Raw genomic sequence first — 14,774 nt, 5'->3', positions numbered from 1 at the left:
AGCAACCCTTGACTTCGGCCATGTTATCGACCACCTGCACCAGACAAAAGCAGATGAAAACGGTATGATTGGCCGTATCCTGTCCCGCTACATACCGGCGGACGGAAAAGGGAACGGCCACTGTGCGCGGGCAGGGTGTGCGCGCTTGCGTAAACGGATTTGCTGGGTAGGGATTGATCGGGCATGGCGACAAAGACAGCCACGGGTACGGACACGGCTTCGGGGGATCAGGATAACGATACGACCCTGCTGGACACCCGGTCCGGCGCCGTCAAGAAACTGATCGCCCGCGGCAAGGAACGCGGTTACATCACTTTCGACGAACTCAATGCCGTCCTGCCGCAGGACCAGATGTCCTCCGAGCAGATCGAGGACGTGATGGCGGCCCTGTCGGAAATGGGCATGCAGGTTGTCGAGAACGAGGACAACGACGAAACCGAAACCCCGGCCCCCGCTGAAACCAAGAGCGACGACACGGCTGAGGAAGAGAGCGAGAGCGAGGAACCCGCCGCCGGTAACGTCGATACCGAAAGCCTGGGCCGCACCGATGATCCGGTGCGCATGTACCTGCGCGAAATGGGGTCGGTCGAACTGCTGTCGCGTGAGGGCGAAATCGCGATCGCCAAGCGCATCGAGGCCGGCCGGGACGAGATGATCGGCGGTCTGTGCGAAAGCCCGCTGACCTTCCGCGCCATCATTTCGTGGCATGACCGGCTCAAGGCCGGTGAAATGCTGCTGCGTGACATCGTGGACCTCGAGGCCATGCAGTCTGGCGGCAATGATCCCGTCGAGGCCGCGGAAGGCGAGGAAGCCTTTGGCGAAAACGAAGGCACCGAGAACGAGGAAGCCGAGGAAACCGAGGGCGAAGGTGAGGGTGAAGGCGAAGGGGCCGGCCTGTCGCTGTCCGCGCTTGAGGAAAAGCTGAAGCCCGAAATCCTTGAACAGTTCGAGGAAGTCGAGGCGCTGTACGACGCCCTGCACAGGGTGCAGGCCGAACGGCTGGAAAAATTCACGGCGGGTCAGGAAATTTCCGCCGATGAGGAAAGCCGTTACGAACAGCTGCGCATGGAACTGGTGGGCAAGGTCCAGCAGGTTCACCTGCACAATGCGCGTATCGAGGTGCTGGTCGAACACCTGAAGGAAATCTTCCAGCGCCTGAACGGGCTGGAGGGGCGCATGCTGCGACTGGCGGAAAGCACCCGCGTGTCGCGTGATGACTTCCTGCTGAAATATCGTGGCCGCGAACTCGATCCCGGCTGGATGGACATGGTCGCCACCCTGCCGGCCAAGTCGTGGAAGAACTTCCTTGCCAAGCATGGCGAGACGGTGATCCGCCTGCGTAACCAGGTGGCTGACCTGACACAGGAAACCGGCCTGCCGGTGGGTGAATTCCGCCGTGTCTACGCCACCGTGTCGCGGGGTGAACGGGATTCGGCGCGCGCCAAGAAGGAAATGATCGAGGCGAACCTGCGTCTCGTGATCTCGATTGCCAAGAAATACACCAATCGTGGCCTGCAGTTCCTTGACCTGATCCAGGAAGGCAATATCGGCCTGATGAAGGCGGTGGACAAATTCGAATACCGCCGTGGCTACAAGTTCTCGACCTACGCCACGTGGTGGATCCGTCAGGCCATCACGCGTTCCATCGCCGATCAGGCGCGGACCATCCGTATCCCGGTCCACATGATCGAGACGATCAACAAGCTGGTCCGCACGTCACGCCAGATGCTGCATGAGATCGGGCGCGAACCCGCGCCGGAGGAACTGGCCGAAAAGCTGGGCATGCCGCTGGAGAAGGTGCGCAAGGTGCTCAAGATCGCCAAGGAGCCGATCTCGCTCGAAACCCCGATCGGGGACGAGGAGGACAGCCATCTTGGCGATTTCATCGAGGACAAGGCCGCCGTCATCCCGCTGGATGCCGCGATCCAGACCAACCTGCGTGAAGCAACGACGCGCGTGCTGTCCTCGCTCACCCCGCGTGAGGAACGTGTGCTGCGCATGCGCTTTGGCATCGGCATGAACACCGATCACACGCTGGAAGAAGTGGGCCAGCAGTTCAACGTGACGCGTGAACGTATCCGCCAGATCGAGGCCAAGGCCCTGCGCAAGCTCAAGCATCCCAGCCGGAGCCGTAAGCTGCGTTCCTTCCTTGATGATAACTGAGGTTCCATGCCCGCCCGCCCGTGATGAACCGGGCGGTGATGGAACACGGGTCGGGGTGGACGTGACGTTCCTATGCATGGATCGTGCGCCCCCCGGCATTCCGCCTGTCCTGCCACATGGCTACAGTATCCGGCAGGTCTTTCGCCCCGGTGTTGCGTGGTATCGTGACCTGTATGACGCCGTGGGGGCTGATTACTGCTGGTGGCTGCGCCGCGTCATGCCCGACAGTGACCTTGCGGCCCTGCTGTCCAGTCCCGGCATTGGCGTGCATGTGCTGTATGATGGGGACGTGCCTGCGGGGTTCTGTGAACTCGACAGCCGGTATGCCCCCGATATCAATATCGCCTATTTCGGGCTGTTGCCCGCATGGATCGGCCGTGGGGTCGGGCAGGTCTTCCTGCACCAGATGGTGGCGCGGGCATGGGCGATGAATCCGGCGGTGCTGCGGGTCAATACCTGTTCTGCGGACCACCCGCGCGCGCTGCCCAATTACCAGCGGGCCGGTTTTCGCAAGGTGCGGACGATTCATGAAATCTGGACCATTCCCGACACGCTGGGGCTGAAGGTGCCGCAGCACCTGCGTCTGGACTGAATGAAAGACGGCACCGGGGCACGAAATCGTGAACCCGGTCCTTGTTATAACAATATGACGTGACCATCTCTCCCTCCAGGTCAATGAGGAGTGGAGAGCATGGATTTTGATATGTCGTATTACAAGTTCCACGGTGTCGATCGCGCGGCGCTGCTGGAAGCCCTCGGCCTGCGCGATACTGGTGAACCCGACCCGAATGATGAAGCGCCATACGCCATTGCGAACCTTCCCAATGGCTGGTTTGTCATCCGCACCAATAACGATAGCGGCCTGATTTCCAGCTATGACCGCAGGACCCTGTGCCGTGAGGGCAGGCTGGTCACGTGCGACGTGGCGTCGGTTGACCCGGTCAGCCAGGCCGCAGGCTATGCAGATGGCGAAGAAATCTGGACCGTCCAGCATGACGGGCGGAACAGCGACTATCTGGATCTGGATATAAAAGGGAACGCGCCGGACGCGCTGCCCGACCTGCACAAAAAGGCCTTTGCCGCGGTGGAGCGGGGACTGGCTGACCCGCGTGGTCCGGGCAGCATGCTTGATGTGCCGCTGGAACTGGTCAGGGCCGTGACCGGTTTCCGCCATGACCGCCCGCAGGATGTCAGGCCCATGCCGGTCTTTACGTGGCTGGCACCGATTGAAACGGCGCTGACCTGACTTTTTCCTTGTCTATTGGCCGGGTTTGTGTTTCAAACCGCCTCTTCCCTGCCGGGTGCGTGGCATCGCCCCCGGCTATACCCGTGCCCTGGTGGCAACATGGCGGACCGTGTCCGTCCATGCGGGGGTTGAAGTGATCCGAAGGGAGTCCCAATGCCGTTGTATGAAACCGTGCTGATCGCACGTAATGACGTGTCGCAGCAGCAGGTCGAAGCCATCGCCGATGGCATCGCCGCCCAGCTTGAAGCGGAATCCGGTTCCGTCAAGAAGCGTGAATACTGGGGCCTGCGCACGCTGGCTTACCGTATCAAGAAGAACCGCAAGGGGCATTACATGCTTCTGGGCCTGGATGGTTCTTCCACCGCCATCAAGGAAATCGAGCGTCAGCTCAGCCTGAACGAAGACGTTCTGCGCGTGCTGACCCTGCGTGTGGATGAGATTGACGAAGCACCGTCGGTCATCCTGTCGCGCAAGGGTGACGAGCGTGAGCGTGGCTTCCGTGGGCCCAAGCCCACCGGCCGTTTTGAAAGCGGTCGCGGCACGCGCCGTAATTTCGATGACCGCGAGGAGTTCCGCGCCCGTAACGAGCGTGAAGAACAGCAGCGCGCCAACGCCACTGCCAGCGCCGAAGCGGAGTAAGAGCTGATGTCCGAATCAACCGAGATCAATCCCGCCGCCCGCCGCGTTGCGGTTGGCGCGCGCCGCCCGTTCTACCGTCGTCGCAAGTCCTGCCCGTTCTCCGGCCCCAACGCGCCGAAGATCGACTACAAGGACGTGCGCCTGCTGAGCCGCTTCCTGTCCGAACGTGGCAAGATCGTTCCCAGCCGCATCACGGCAGTGTCCGCCAAGAAGCAGCGTGAACTGGCCCAGGCCATTAAGCGCGCGCGTTTCCTGGCCCTGCTGCCCTACATTGTAAGCTGAGGGAGGCAGAACCATGTCCGCAGTAGAACTCATCCTGCTCCAGCGCGTCGAGAAGCTGGGCCAGATGGGCGAGATCGTCACGGTGAAGCCGGGCTATGCCCGTAACTTCCTGCTGCCCCAGGGCAAGGCGATCCGCGCCAACGCACACAACCGTGAGCGTTTCGAACGTGAACGTGCGCAGCTTGAGGCCCAGAACCTCAAGAACCGCGAGGAGGCCGAGCGCCTGTCTGAGCGGATGCACGGCCTGTCCGTCATTCTGATCCGTCAGGCTGGCGACAGCGGCAGCCTGTATGGCTCCGTCACGACCCGTGACATCGCGGAAGCAGCGACCAAGGCCGGCCTGACCATCGGCCGCAACCAGGTCATCCTGCCCGAACCGATCAAGCAGCTTGGCCTGTATGAAGTCAGCGTCGCCCTGCACCCGGAAGTGACCATGCAGGTCACCGTCAACGTTGCCCGTTCTGAAGAAGAAGCGGAACGTCAGGCGCGTGGTGAGGAAATCGGCGTCGATCAGGACGACGATCAGGTTCTGGCCGAAGAAGGCGCGGTAACCGAAGGCGAGGTTTCGGAAGAAACCGCCGTCGAGGAAACCCCGGCTGTCTGACTGACCTGATCTGGTACCCCATACGGGGTGCCTGACCGGTTGCGAAAGCCCGGAAGAGGAAACTCTTCCGGGCTTTTGTCGTTTCCGGGGCGGGTGCATCCGCCTGTTGCCGGGCGGGCATGTGTGAAGGGGACGAGTGATGGCATCTGTATTGCTGGACCGGGCCTTTGCACATTTCATTACCCTGGGGCGGCTGGATGTCCATTACCCCGGCGGGGACAGGCGCGTGTACGTTGGTGGCCCCGGGCCGCAGGCCGGCCTGTGGATCGCGGATGGGGAAACGGTGCGTGCCCTGCTGCTTGATCCCGCGCTGAAGGTGGGGGAAGCCTACATGGCGGGCACGCTGCGCCCGGTGGGCTGCACGTTGTATGACCTGCTGCATGTGCTCATGCTCAATGTCATGCGGCGCAGCCCCGCGGGGGAACGGATCTTTGGTTCCCTGCGCTATATCGCGCGGACATGGCTGCAGGATAACACCCTGCGGCGTGCCCGGCGTAACGTGGCGCATCATTATGATCTGGACAGTCGGCTGTACCGGCATTTCCTTGATGGGGACATGCAGTATTCGTGCGGTTATTTCCCTACGGGCAACGAAACGCTGGCACAGGCGCAGGCGGCCAAGAAACATCACCTGGCGGCCAAGCTGCACCTGTCACGCCCCGGCATGCGCGTTCTGGACGTGGGGTGTGGCTGGGGCGGCATGGCCCTGACGCTGGCGCGCGATTACGGCGCGCAGGTCACGGGCATTACCCTGTCGGTGGAACAGCTGCATATCGCACGCCAGCGCGCGCGGGCGGCGGGGCTGGACGGGCGCGTGCGCTTTGAACTGCTGGATTACCGTGCCGTCAGCAGACAGTACGACCGGATCATTTCCATCGGTATGTTCGAACATGTGGGCGTGGCCCATTACCCGGCGTTTTTTGACACCATGCGCGCAGCCCTGCGCCCCGATGGGGTCATGGTGCTGCATTCCATCGGCCGCAGGGAAGGGCCGGGTGTGACCAATCCATGGATCGACCGCTACATCTTTCCCGGTGGCTATTCCCCGGCGGTCAGTGAAGCCGTCAGCGCCGTGGAACGCGCCGGGTTATGGCTGACGGATTGCGAGATCTGGCGCCTGCATTACGCGCACACCATCGCCCACTGGCGCAGCCGTTTCGCGGCACGGCGGCAGCAGGTCGCGCGGCTGTATGATGAACGCTTCTGCCGCATGTTCGAATTCTATCTTGTGGTGTCCGAACTTGCCTTCCGCGTGCAGGGGCACCTGAATTTCCAGTTGCAGCTGGTGCGTGAAATCGATGCCGTACCCCTGGTGCGCGATTACATGTACGCCCCGCAGCCGGGGACCATGCAGGATGGTCAGGCCGGGGTCGCGGCCCTGCGGGCATGAAGGCGGGCCAGACGGTCGAATTCTGCAATGTCCAGTGTCTCGGCCCTGCGGCTGCCGTCAATGCCCGCTTCGGCCAGCAAGGCTTCACCACCAATGGATTTCAGCGCACCGCGCAGCATCTTGCGCCGCTGGCCGAACGCTGCCGCCGTAACCTGTTCCATGGCACGGAAAACGTGGGCATCGGGCTGCTGCGCATGGGGGATCAGCCCGACCACGGCAGAATGGACCTTGGGCGGCGGGGAAAACGCGCCGGGGGGAATATGCATCTGCACACCGCAGCGGCACGTCCACTGCGCCAGCACGCCCAGCCTGCCGTAATGCGCCGAACCGGGGGCGGCGCAGATACGTTCGGCCACTTCCTGCTGGAACATCAATGTCAGCCGTGACCACGCAGCCGCCTGCCGCAGCCAGCCCACCAGCAGCGGCGTGCCGACATTATAGGGCAGGTTGGCGATGATCTGGCGCGGGGCGGGACACAGCGTGGTCAGGTCGCACCGCATGGCGTCGGCTTCGATGATCCGCAGGCGATCGGGGGCCAGGGCGGCCAGTTCCGTAATGACGGCAACCGCCCGTGTGTCCACCTCCACCGCGACAATGCTGGCGGCATCGGTATCCAGCAGCGCGCGGGTCAGGCCGCCGGGGCCGGGACCGACTTCCACCACGTGCTGCCCCGCCAGATCCCCAGCCAGCGCCGCGATACGCGCCGTAATGGCCGGATCCAGCAGGAAGTGCTGTCCCAGCGCCTTGCGCGCGTCCAGCCCGTGCCGCGCAATGGTCTCGCGCAGGGGTTCCAGCGCCCGGGGGCGTTCGGTCATGGTCATGGGCCGATCAGGTCTTGGAACGCATGTCGATGATCGCGCGGCGCTGCAGGTCACGGTTCAGCTGGCGTGATGTCTGTTCCACGCGTTCGTTCATCAGGTGGTCGGCAATCTGGCTGGGGGTCTGGATGGCGATGTTGCGCTCCTCACGGGTGCAGACCATCAGCACCAGTATGCCTTCGCCCGAAACCAGCGGCTTGCTGGTCTTGCCCGGGGCCAGTGGCTCAAGGATTTCGCGCATCTGGGGGTTGAGGTGGTTCAGCATGAGTTCGCCGGGGTCGCTGGGGTGCTTTTCCCCCAGTTTCTTGTTCTCGGCTTCCATCTGGTCACAGCTCTTGGCTTCGTTGGTGAACGCCGTGGCGGTGTCCAGCGTTGCTTTCTGCTGGTCGGTCGGGTTTTCCGGGTCCAGTGGCGTGTCGAAGGGGAAGAAAACCTGCCGGATGGTCAGGATGGTGGCCATCTGGTGGCCGACCGTCCGCCGTTCGGCAATGGTGGCGATGACATAGCCACCCGCGACGCGGATGGGGTTGGAAATGGCGCCATCCGGCATCTTGCGCGCCACGTCCACCACCTGCGGGTCCAGGCCGTCTTCCTGTGTCCAGCCCATCATGCCGCCATCCAGCGCGCTCTGCCCCTGCGAGAACTGTGCGGCGACAATGGGAAAGGGCGCGCCCTCACGCAGTTCCTGAATGATGGTTTCGGTGAATTTCAGTTCGTTTTCCGTATGGCGCGGATCGTCCACCGGCACGAAAATCTCGCTGATCATGTATTCCGGCTTGCCATCCTCACGCTTCAGCGCGGCCATGCGCTGCTCGATCTCGGATGCGGTAATGCGGCCATGTTCGGCCGTTTCCTGACGCAGCACCTGCGACCAGCCGATCTGCACGCGGATCTGGTCAATCAGCGTGGTCAGCGATACGCCATCTTCCGCCAGCTTGTTGCGCAGGGCGTTCTGGGGCATGCCGTTACGCTGTTCGATGCCGGCAATGGCGTCCCCGATCTGCTGGATCGGCACGTTGATGTGGCGGTCGAGCATTTCCTGCATGCGCAGTTTTTCATCAATCAGCTGCCGCACGATCTGCGGGCGCAGCCGCTGCATCACATCATCGCTGACATCCAGCCCCGATGACAGGGCAAACAGCCGCCCGCGCGTATCGACATCGCGCTTGGTCAGGACCGCGCCGTTTACGGTGGCGATGATGGCGTCCTGGTCTTCCGCCGCCTGCGCCTGCTGGGCAATGGCGCGGGCCGTGCGGGCGCTGGCCGCCTGTTCATGACCCACCAGCGCCACGCACGCCAGCAGGGTTGCCGCAAGGGTGCGGCCCATGCGGCCCCGCCGCGATGCAGGGGAGGCGACAGCGCCACGGGAGGTGGGGAAGAAGGACATCCAGCTCGGTCTTTCGCGCATCAGGTCAGCCATTGATACCAAATGTACCGATGGTTTTGAACGTAAGGGAGAACATTACGGTTGAATTGCTCTGTTGGCCACCAATCGTGGTGTACTGCTTGAGATACATGACATCCAGCCCGAAACAGTCATTCTGGTACCCTGCATCGCCACCCACCGCGACGCTTTCCTTGCGTGACAGGCTGCGGCGCAGATAGGCGGCAATGTGCCAGTTGTCCCAGTTGGAGGCCGCCCCCACCGTCAGTTCACTGACGGGCTTGTAATAGACGTCGGGCGCCGCCGAGGTGTAGGGACGCTGGGCATAATAATAATAGGGCGTGACCGGTTCGAACAGATAGCCGCCCGTGACACGGAAATGGCTGAAGCCCGCGCTGCCCAGCGCATCGGCGAAGTCAACCTTGCCACCATAGGGGTCAAGCCGCATCTTGCCGTCGAAATCAAAGAACTGGTTGGGTACGATATGCGTGCCCATCACCACATCCGACAGGTGGTGGTTCAGGCCGGAATAGGGCAGGCGGTTGTGGTCGATATGTTCCTGGAAACTTTCACCGATCAGCACGTCGATCTGGTGGCCGTTCCATGTCCAGTTGTTATGCAGCCCGACATTGGCGCGCAGGCCGCCATCCAGCCGGTCCGTGCCGGCATAGCGGTTGAGCGAGAACAGCGTGGAATCCGTGAATTCATACGACAGGCTGTCTTCGTTGGGGATGTTGCGCGACGTGCTGTTGCCCGTATTGGGCGCGGCAAGGAACTGCACGATGGGTTCAAGGATCTGGGTGCCGGTATTGTGGTTGAAGCTGCGCAGGAAGGGCCAGTTCATCTTCAGGCCGACGGTGGGCAGCACCTGCCCCTCCACCTGTGCGCGGGTGGTGCGGGCGTAGTTGGGCTGCTGGTTCAGTTCGGTCGCGCGGTGGATGGCCGATTCAACATGCAGGGTCAGGTCCCATATCTGCCCCAGCGAGTTGTGGAACGGCCGGTCCCAGTTGAGCGAAAGCTGCCCGCGCTGGTCTGAAGTCCCGTTTTCACGATAGACATAGAAATCCGTCGTATCGAGGCTGAACCGGCCACCCAGCGAATCAGGCTGGCCAAAATAGCTGTAGGTGTAGCGCGGCAGCACCCACGGCAGGTCCTGGTTATGGATGACGCCCTGGTTCATGCCCTGGTAGCCTTCGGCATCAAGGCGTGAATACGATCCCGTGCCGAACCCTTCCAGGTAGACGTTGGAATTGAGCGTATCCTGCCCGTACCCGCTGACACGGTAGTCACGCATGTAGTTGGGCGAACTGGCCCAGCGTATGTTCGCCCCGGCCCGCCATGTCTTGTTTATCGAGATCTGGCCATTGGCGAAGATATAGCCCTGTACGCCGTGGTTTCCCGAACTGTCCACCTCCTGCCCGAAGGTGTTGACGTAATCGGTGTCATGATGGGTATCGTACGCGATGCCACCGGTCAGGTTCAGGCGCGCATTGCTGAAATAGCGACGGTAGTTTGCCGTAAGCTCCGGCCCAGTGCGGGTGGAAAACAGGCCCTGCAGCGTGACATCCGACTGCCGGTCAATGACCCAGTAATAGGGAATGGTGACATACGTGCCCAGGTAACGGTCATGCGGGGTGAAGCCGGGGGTCAGGAAGCCGCTCTGCCGCCGAACCGACGGATCGGTCATGGAGAAGGCGGGCAGGTAGAAAATCGGCACCCCGAAAAAGTCCACGAACGCGTCACGGAATTCCAGCCGCTTGTGCTGCATGTCATGCGTGGCGTCATAGGCGCGCAACTGCCAGAACGGCGCGCGTTCGGGGTGGCGGGCGCATATCTCGCACGCCGTATAGACCACGCGCGTCAGGTCGTTGACCTTGGCGCCGGTGCGGCGCATGCCGTTCGCGGCCATGCGTGCATTGTCCTGCATGCGGACATACAGGCGCGTCATGATCCCGTCACGCATGCCGTTGCTCAGTTCGGCATATTCGGTAAACAGCACCGTGCCGTCCGGTTCCACCATGGCCACGTTGCCGCGGGCGGAGGCTATGCCGGTATTGCGGTCATACACCACCTTGTCGGCGCGCATGATCTGGTCGTTCTGCCACAGCTGTACGTTCCCGCTCCATGTCGCGATGCCGTTGCGGCTGTCATAGGCGACATGGTCGGCCTGGAACGTCATCGGGTCGGTATTGGAAACCGTGCCTGAAAAGGTGACGGGTGCCTGTGGCTGGCTTTTGGGGGCATGGATGGGCCTGCTGCGCCTGGGGCCATCGGGTGGCGTATCCGCCTGGGCGGTCGAGGGGACCAGCGCGCACATCATCCCCCCCAGCATGGTGGCCGAAAGCAGAAACCCGCGCGGGAACTGCCGCAGAACGGCAGCAAGCCGTGGCGATGACGGCGCGCGCATGAGGGGGGCAGGACGGTCCATTAACCGTCCTCTAGATGAAGAAGTAGCGTGACTGCAAGACAAAGCCCGGCCCCGGTGGGGGCCCATGCGGCAAGAAGGGGCGGCAATGTGCCCGTTTCACCAAACTGGGCGGCGATCTTGGACAGCGCAAACAGCGCGAAACCGGCCGCGACCCCGAAGCTGATCATGCGTATGACCCCGCCACGCCGCGCGGGCCGCATGGAAAATCCGGCCGCCACCAGTGCCATGGTGCCTGACAGCACCGGCAGCGTCAGCAGGGTCTGGAAATGCAGCCGGTGGCGGATGGTGGAAAAGCCCGCGCGTTTCAGCTGCCGGATAAAGCCTGGCAGCGCCCAGACCGACAACGTGTCGGGGGAGGCGAAACTTTCCTCCACCCCCGCCAGCGTCAGGTCGGCATGAAGCATCATCTCGCCCATATCGATGGGCAGTTCATCGGGACGCAGCTGCCGCGTCCCTTCCAGTACCCAGCGCTCCTTGCCCAGATAGCCACGGTCGGCTTCGATGCGGGTCAGCAGGTTGTCATCGGGGCCAAGCCGGAAAATGGTGATGCCGCTGATATGCAGCACGCTGCCCGTCAGCCTGACATGGCGTGCGTGAATGATGTCCACCCCATGGTCCACCAGCCCGTTATCCCCCTGTCGCAGCCACAGCGTGCCCCCGCTCAGGTTAAGCGACTTGCCATTGTTGTCCCGCAGGAACTGGCGGTCCAGCATTTCCGCCCGCCGGTACATGACCGACGAAAGGGGGGAGATGCAGGTAGTGGCCAGCGTCCCGATCAGCACGGCGCACGTGACCGGCCCCGCCAGGAACTGCCATGCCGAAATGCCCGCCGCCCGTGCCACCACCAGTTCCGATGACCGCGCCAGCCGCCAGAAACATATGATCCCGCCCAGCAGGATGCCAAAGGGCAGGATTTCAAGACAGGCGAAGGGAATGTGCAGGAAGGCGATCTCGCTGACCAGCGAGGTCGGGACGTTGGGACGGGTGGAAACCCGGCGCAGCAGGTCGATGAAGTCGAACATGGTGATCAGCCCGGTCAGGAAGGCGATCACCGACACCGTGGCGTAAGTGAACTGCCGGGCGATGTACAGCGACAGCGTGAAGGCAAGCTTCATGGACGCGTGCCGCCCGCGACCGCCCGGGCTTCACGGTCGGCACGCAGTTCAGGCCAGAACAGGATGCCCGCGCAGATCACCCCCGGCCCGATCGTACACACCCACATGAGCGGCATGAGCTGCAGGTTGCGCGATGCCAGGTTCTGCACCAGCAGCGTCAGCGCCTGCACCGCGACCACGGCCAGTATGGCCAGCACCGGGCGCATGATGCTGGCCTGCCGGGAATAGCTGCCGCCCATCGCCCCCACCAACCCGATCATGGCAAAGGAAAAGGCGCAGAAAGGGGTGCTCAGCCTGCGCCATGCCTCAATGAACATCTTGCTTTCATCCCGGCGTGAATACAGCCGCATGTCCGGGTGCAGCAGTTGCGAGATCGGCAGTTCATTGGCATCGGGCAGGCGCGTATGCGCGGTATGCGGGCTGGACAGGTCGATCGTGTTGCGGGTGAAGGTCAGTACGTTCAGCCGTCCGGTGTGGCTGTCGATTTCCTGCCGCGACCCGTTGAACAGCACCACGCGCGGCTGGTCATTGATGATGACCAGATTGCCTTCTTCCGCCAGTATGGTGGCCTCGGCGCCGGGGGTGCGGTCATCTTCCACCATGATGCCGTGCAGCGTGCCGTCCTTGTCGCGCGCGCGGATATACACGGTCATGTTGTCCGATACCTGCGTGAACACCCCGTCCTGCACCAGGAAGGCGGCCATGCGGTTGCGGATCTGGAATTCATACTGGCGGAAGGCATGGTACGAAACCGGCACGATCCAGACATTCAGCACCAGGCACGCCGCTGTCGCAATGGCGGCGCAGGCCAGTCCGGGACGCGCCATCATGGCGGGTGACAGCCCGGCTGCCTGCATGACCGTCAGTTCCCGGTCGGTGCCAAGGCGCTGGTAGATGAACTGCACCACCACGAATGTGGTAATGGGCAGGATGACCGCGATGAAGGACGGGATCAGCAGGCTGGTCAGTTCCAGAAAGACCCGCAGCGACAGCCCGCGCCCCACCACCAGCGACACGAAGTGCAGGGATTGCGTCAGCCAGATCAGCGTTACAAGCGCACCCGTCGTCGCCACCAGCGCCAGCAGAAGCTGGCGCAGTATGTAGCTGTCCAGAATCGACAGGCGCGGCGCAAGGCGGTCAGGAACGGGGCGGACGGCAGGCATGCCCCTGTCTAACCCTGTTCCCGCCGGTGCAAAAGGGGTGATCCCTTCATGCATTGGGGTTGGATCCGGCCTTCGGCCCGCCGTGCGCAGGCTGGCGGCCTCATGTCCCCGGTGTGACGGGGGGCAGGACCTTGCCGGGGTTCATGAGGTTTTTCGGATCAAGGGCAGCCTTGATGTGGCGCATGGCCGCCAGTTCCGCGCCACCACGCCATGACGGCATCATGTAGGGCTTGAGCTGCCCCACCCCGTGTTCGGCCGAGAACGAACCATCCAGTTCCTTCACGATCGCCGCCACCGTATCCATGATGTCATGGCTGCGGGCCAGGAACGCGTCGGGCGCCATGCCTTCGGGCTGGACCAGGTTGAAATGGATGTTGCCATCGCCCATGTGGCCGAACGGGGCGGGGCGGATGCCCGGTATCAGTTTCTCACACGCCACGGTGGCGCGCCCGATCAGTTCGGGCACGTGGGTCACGGGCACCGATACGTCGTTCTTGACGCTGGCGCCCGCGCGGCGCTGGGCTTCGGCATGTTCTTCACGCAGTTTCCAAAGCCCGGTGCGCTGGCCCTCGCTTTCGGCAATGACGGCATCGGTGATGATGCCTTCCTCCAGCGCATCGCCCAGCACGTCCTCGGCATATTCGCGCAGGTCGGCATCGGGGCGGGGGGTGGCCAGTTCCAGCAGCACATAGGCAGGGGCCCGTTCCCCCAGCGGCAGGGTCGTGCCGGGGATCAGGTCGATCACCATGTCCATGCCGGTGCCGGACATGAATTCGAACGCCTGCAGCAATGCGGGATCGCGCGCGCGCAAAAGCCCCAGCAGCTTCAGCGCGGCTTCGGCGTCATCCACCGCACACAGGGCGGCCTCGATCGCGCGCGGCTGCGGGTGAAGCTGCAGGATGGCCGTGGTAATGAATCCCAGCGTGCCTTCGGACCCGATCAGAAGCTGGCGCAGGGCGTAACCCGTATTGTCCTTGCGCAGGCGGCGCAGGCCATGGAACACCCCGCCATCGGGCATGACCGCTTCCAGCCCCAGCACCAGTTCACGCGCATTGCCGTAACGCAGGGTGTTGTTGCCGCCCGCGTTCGTGGCCAGCACGCCGCCGATCTGCGCCGACCCTTCGGACGAAATGGACAGCGGCAGCATGAACCCGGCTTCTCTTGCCGCATCCTGCGCCGCCTTCAGTGTTACGCCCGCCTCGATTTCCATTGTCAGGTCATTGGGGTCGATGTTGCGGATACGGTTCATGCGCGACAGGCAGATGATGACTTCACGCCCGCTGCCATCAGGTGTGGCGCCGCCCACCATGCTGGTATTGCCGCCCTGCGGCACCATTGGCACGTCATGTTCGTTACAGAATTGCACAAGCCGTGACAGTTCTTCCGTGCTGGCGGGACGCAGCACCGCCAGTGCGCGGCCATGATACAGGTTGCGCCAGTCGGTGCAGTAGGATGCGGTATCGGTTTCACCCGTAATCACGCCCACCGGTCCCAGCATGTCGGTAAAACGGGCAATCAGGTCCTGCCGTGCCGGTGTGGTGG

The 14,774-nt window shown here is 63.0% G+C and carries 13 protein-coding genes; 7 read left to right on the top strand and 6 right to left on the bottom strand.

Translation table 11 applies throughout. The features are described 5' to 3' along the window. The first annotated feature begins 183 nt into the window (after window positions 1–183). The 7 genes from rpoD to F1542_RS07295 all read left to right on the top strand — a co-directional run bounded on the left by rpoD (window position 184) and on the right by F1542_RS07295 (window position 6,324). The gene (gene rpoD / locus F1542_RS07325) at window positions 184–2,163 is read left to right on the top strand and encodes an RNA polymerase sigma factor RpoD (RefSeq protein WP_193732463.1); all 1,980 of its coding nucleotides are present in this window, start codon (window positions 184–186) and stop codon (window positions 2,161–2,163) included. Then, window positions 2,153–2,755, top strand: a complete 603-nt coding sequence (locus tag F1542_RS07320) for a GNAT family N-acetyltransferase (RefSeq protein WP_193732462.1) — start codon at window positions 2,153–2,155, stop codon at window positions 2,753–2,755. Before rpoD ends, F1542_RS07320 begins: the two co-directional genes overlap by 11 nt. A gap of 99 nt (window positions 2,756–2,854) precedes the next feature. Further along, a complete protein-coding gene (locus F1542_RS07315; RefSeq protein WP_193732461.1) occupies window positions 2,855–3,409 on the top strand; it encodes a hypothetical protein in 555 nt (184 codons plus the stop codon). Between the two features lie 153 nt (window positions 3,410–3,562). Continuing rightward, window positions 3,563–4,048, top strand: a complete 486-nt coding sequence (gene rpsF, locus F1542_RS07310; protein ID WP_193732460.1) for a 30S ribosomal protein S6 — start codon at window positions 3,563–3,565, stop codon at window positions 4,046–4,048. 6 nt (window positions 4,049–4,054) lie between these two features. Then, window positions 4,055–4,330 (top strand): 30S ribosomal protein S18, encoded by a 276-nt coding sequence (gene rpsR, locus F1542_RS07305; RefSeq protein ID WP_007399693.1) that lies wholly within the window; start codon window positions 4,055–4,057, stop codon window positions 4,328–4,330. A 13-nt stretch (window positions 4,331–4,343) separates the two neighbouring features. Continuing rightward, complete coding sequence (rplI, locus tag F1542_RS07300; RefSeq protein ID WP_193732459.1) at window positions 4,344–4,934, top strand: 50S ribosomal protein L9; 591 nt, start codon at window positions 4,344–4,346, stop codon at window positions 4,932–4,934. Window positions 4,935–5,073: 139 nt separating this feature from the next. Then, entirely contained in the window at window positions 5,074–6,324 is a 1,251-nt protein-coding gene (locus tag F1542_RS07295) for a cyclopropane-fatty-acyl-phospholipid synthase family protein (RefSeq protein ID WP_193732458.1), read from the top strand. Here F1542_RS07295 and rsmA read toward each other — a convergent pair. The 6 genes from rsmA to F1542_RS07265 all read right to left on the bottom strand — a co-directional run bounded on the left by rsmA (window position 6,294) and on the right by F1542_RS07265 (window position 14,751). Next, the gene (gene rsmA, locus F1542_RS07290; protein WP_193732457.1) at window positions 6,294–7,145 is read right to left on the bottom strand and encodes a 16S rRNA (adenine(1518)-N(6)/adenine(1519)-N(6))-dimethyltransferase RsmA; all 852 of its coding nucleotides are present in this window, start codon (window positions 7,143–7,145) and stop codon (window positions 6,294–6,296) included. The genes F1542_RS07295 and rsmA overlap by 31 nt on opposite strands. A 7-nt stretch (window positions 7,146–7,152) precedes the next feature. Continuing rightward, the gene (locus F1542_RS07285) at window positions 7,153–8,562 is read right to left on the bottom strand and encodes a peptidylprolyl isomerase (RefSeq protein ID WP_193732456.1); all 1,410 of its coding nucleotides are present in this window, start codon (window positions 8,560–8,562) and stop codon (window positions 7,153–7,155) included. After that, window positions 8,555–10,933, bottom strand: coding sequence for an LPS-assembly protein LptD (locus tag F1542_RS07280; protein WP_193732475.1), 2,379 nt, complete (start codon window positions 10,931–10,933; stop codon window positions 8,555–8,557). The genes F1542_RS07285 and F1542_RS07280 overlap by 8 nt, the downstream gene beginning before the upstream one ends. Window positions 10,934–10,953: 20 nt before the next feature. Continuing rightward, the gene (gene lptG / locus F1542_RS07275; protein ID WP_193732455.1) at window positions 10,954–12,069 is read right to left on the bottom strand and encodes an LPS export ABC transporter permease LptG; all 1,116 of its coding nucleotides are present in this window, start codon (window positions 12,067–12,069) and stop codon (window positions 10,954–10,956) included. Further along, window positions 12,066–13,232 carry an LPS export ABC transporter permease LptF gene (gene lptF / locus F1542_RS07270; RefSeq protein WP_193732454.1) on the bottom strand — a complete coding sequence of 389 codons (1,167 nt, stop codon included), beginning with the start codon at window positions 13,230–13,232 and terminating at the stop codon, window positions 12,066–12,068. The genes lptG and lptF overlap by 4 nt, the downstream gene beginning before the upstream one ends. A gap of 100 nt (window positions 13,233–13,332) precedes the next feature. After that, window positions 13,333–14,751, bottom strand: coding sequence for an FAD-binding oxidoreductase (locus tag F1542_RS07265; protein WP_227672556.1), 1,419 nt, complete (start codon window positions 14,749–14,751; stop codon window positions 13,333–13,335). Between the last annotated feature and the right edge of the window lie 23 nt (window positions 14,752–14,774).

It is taken from the genome of Komagataeibacter sp. FXV3, assembly GCF_015155755.1.
Lineage (GTDB): Bacteria > Pseudomonadota > Alphaproteobacteria > Acetobacterales > Acetobacteraceae > Komagataeibacter.
The sequence above is the reverse complement of the archived record's forward strand: the minus strand, read 5'-3'. Positions and strand labels throughout refer to the sequence as shown.

What these genes read in the sequence shown, in the direction of transcription:
- rpsR (WP_007399693.1), top strand. Translation starts at nt 4,055, where the DNA reads ATGTCCGAATCAACCGAGATCAATCCCGCCGCCCGCCGCGTTGCGGTT.
- F1542_RS07295 (WP_193732458.1), top strand. Translation starts at nt 5,074, where the DNA reads ATGGCATCTGTATTGCTGGACCGGGCCTTTGCACATTTCATTACCCTG.
- rpoD (WP_193732463.1), top strand. Translation starts at nt 184, where the DNA reads ATGGCGACAAAGACAGCCACGGGTACGGACACGGCTTCGGGGGATCAG.
- rpsF (WP_193732460.1), top strand. Translation starts at nt 3,563, where the DNA reads ATGCCGTTGTATGAAACCGTGCTGATCGCACGTAATGACGTGTCGCAG.
- rplI (WP_193732459.1), top strand. Translation starts at nt 4,344, where the DNA reads ATGTCCGCAGTAGAACTCATCCTGCTCCAGCGCGTCGAGAAGCTGGGC.
- F1542_RS07315 (WP_193732461.1), top strand. Translation starts at nt 2,855, where the DNA reads ATGGATTTTGATATGTCGTATTACAAGTTCCACGGTGTCGATCGCGCG.
- lptG (WP_193732455.1), bottom strand. Translation starts at nt 12,069, where the DNA reads ATGAAGCTTGCCTTCACGCTGTCGCTGTACATCGCCCGGCAGTTCACT.
- F1542_RS07280 (WP_193732475.1), bottom strand. Translation starts at nt 10,933, where the DNA reads ATGCGCGCGCCGTCATCGCCACGGCTTGCTGCCGTTCTGCGGCAGTTC.
- rsmA (WP_193732457.1), bottom strand. Translation starts at nt 7,145, where the DNA reads ATGACCATGACCGAACGCCCCCGGGCGCTGGAACCCCTGCGCGAGACC.
- F1542_RS07285 (WP_193732456.1), bottom strand. Translation starts at nt 8,562, where the DNA reads ATGGCTGACCTGATGCGCGAAAGACCGAGCTGGATGTCCTTCTTCCCC.
- F1542_RS07320 (WP_193732462.1), top strand. Translation starts at nt 2,153, where the DNA reads ATGATAACTGAGGTTCCATGCCCGCCCGCCCGTGATGAACCGGGCGGT.
- lptF (WP_193732454.1), bottom strand. Translation starts at nt 13,232, where the DNA reads ATGCCTGCCGTCCGCCCCGTTCCTGACCGCCTTGCGCCGCGCCTGTCG.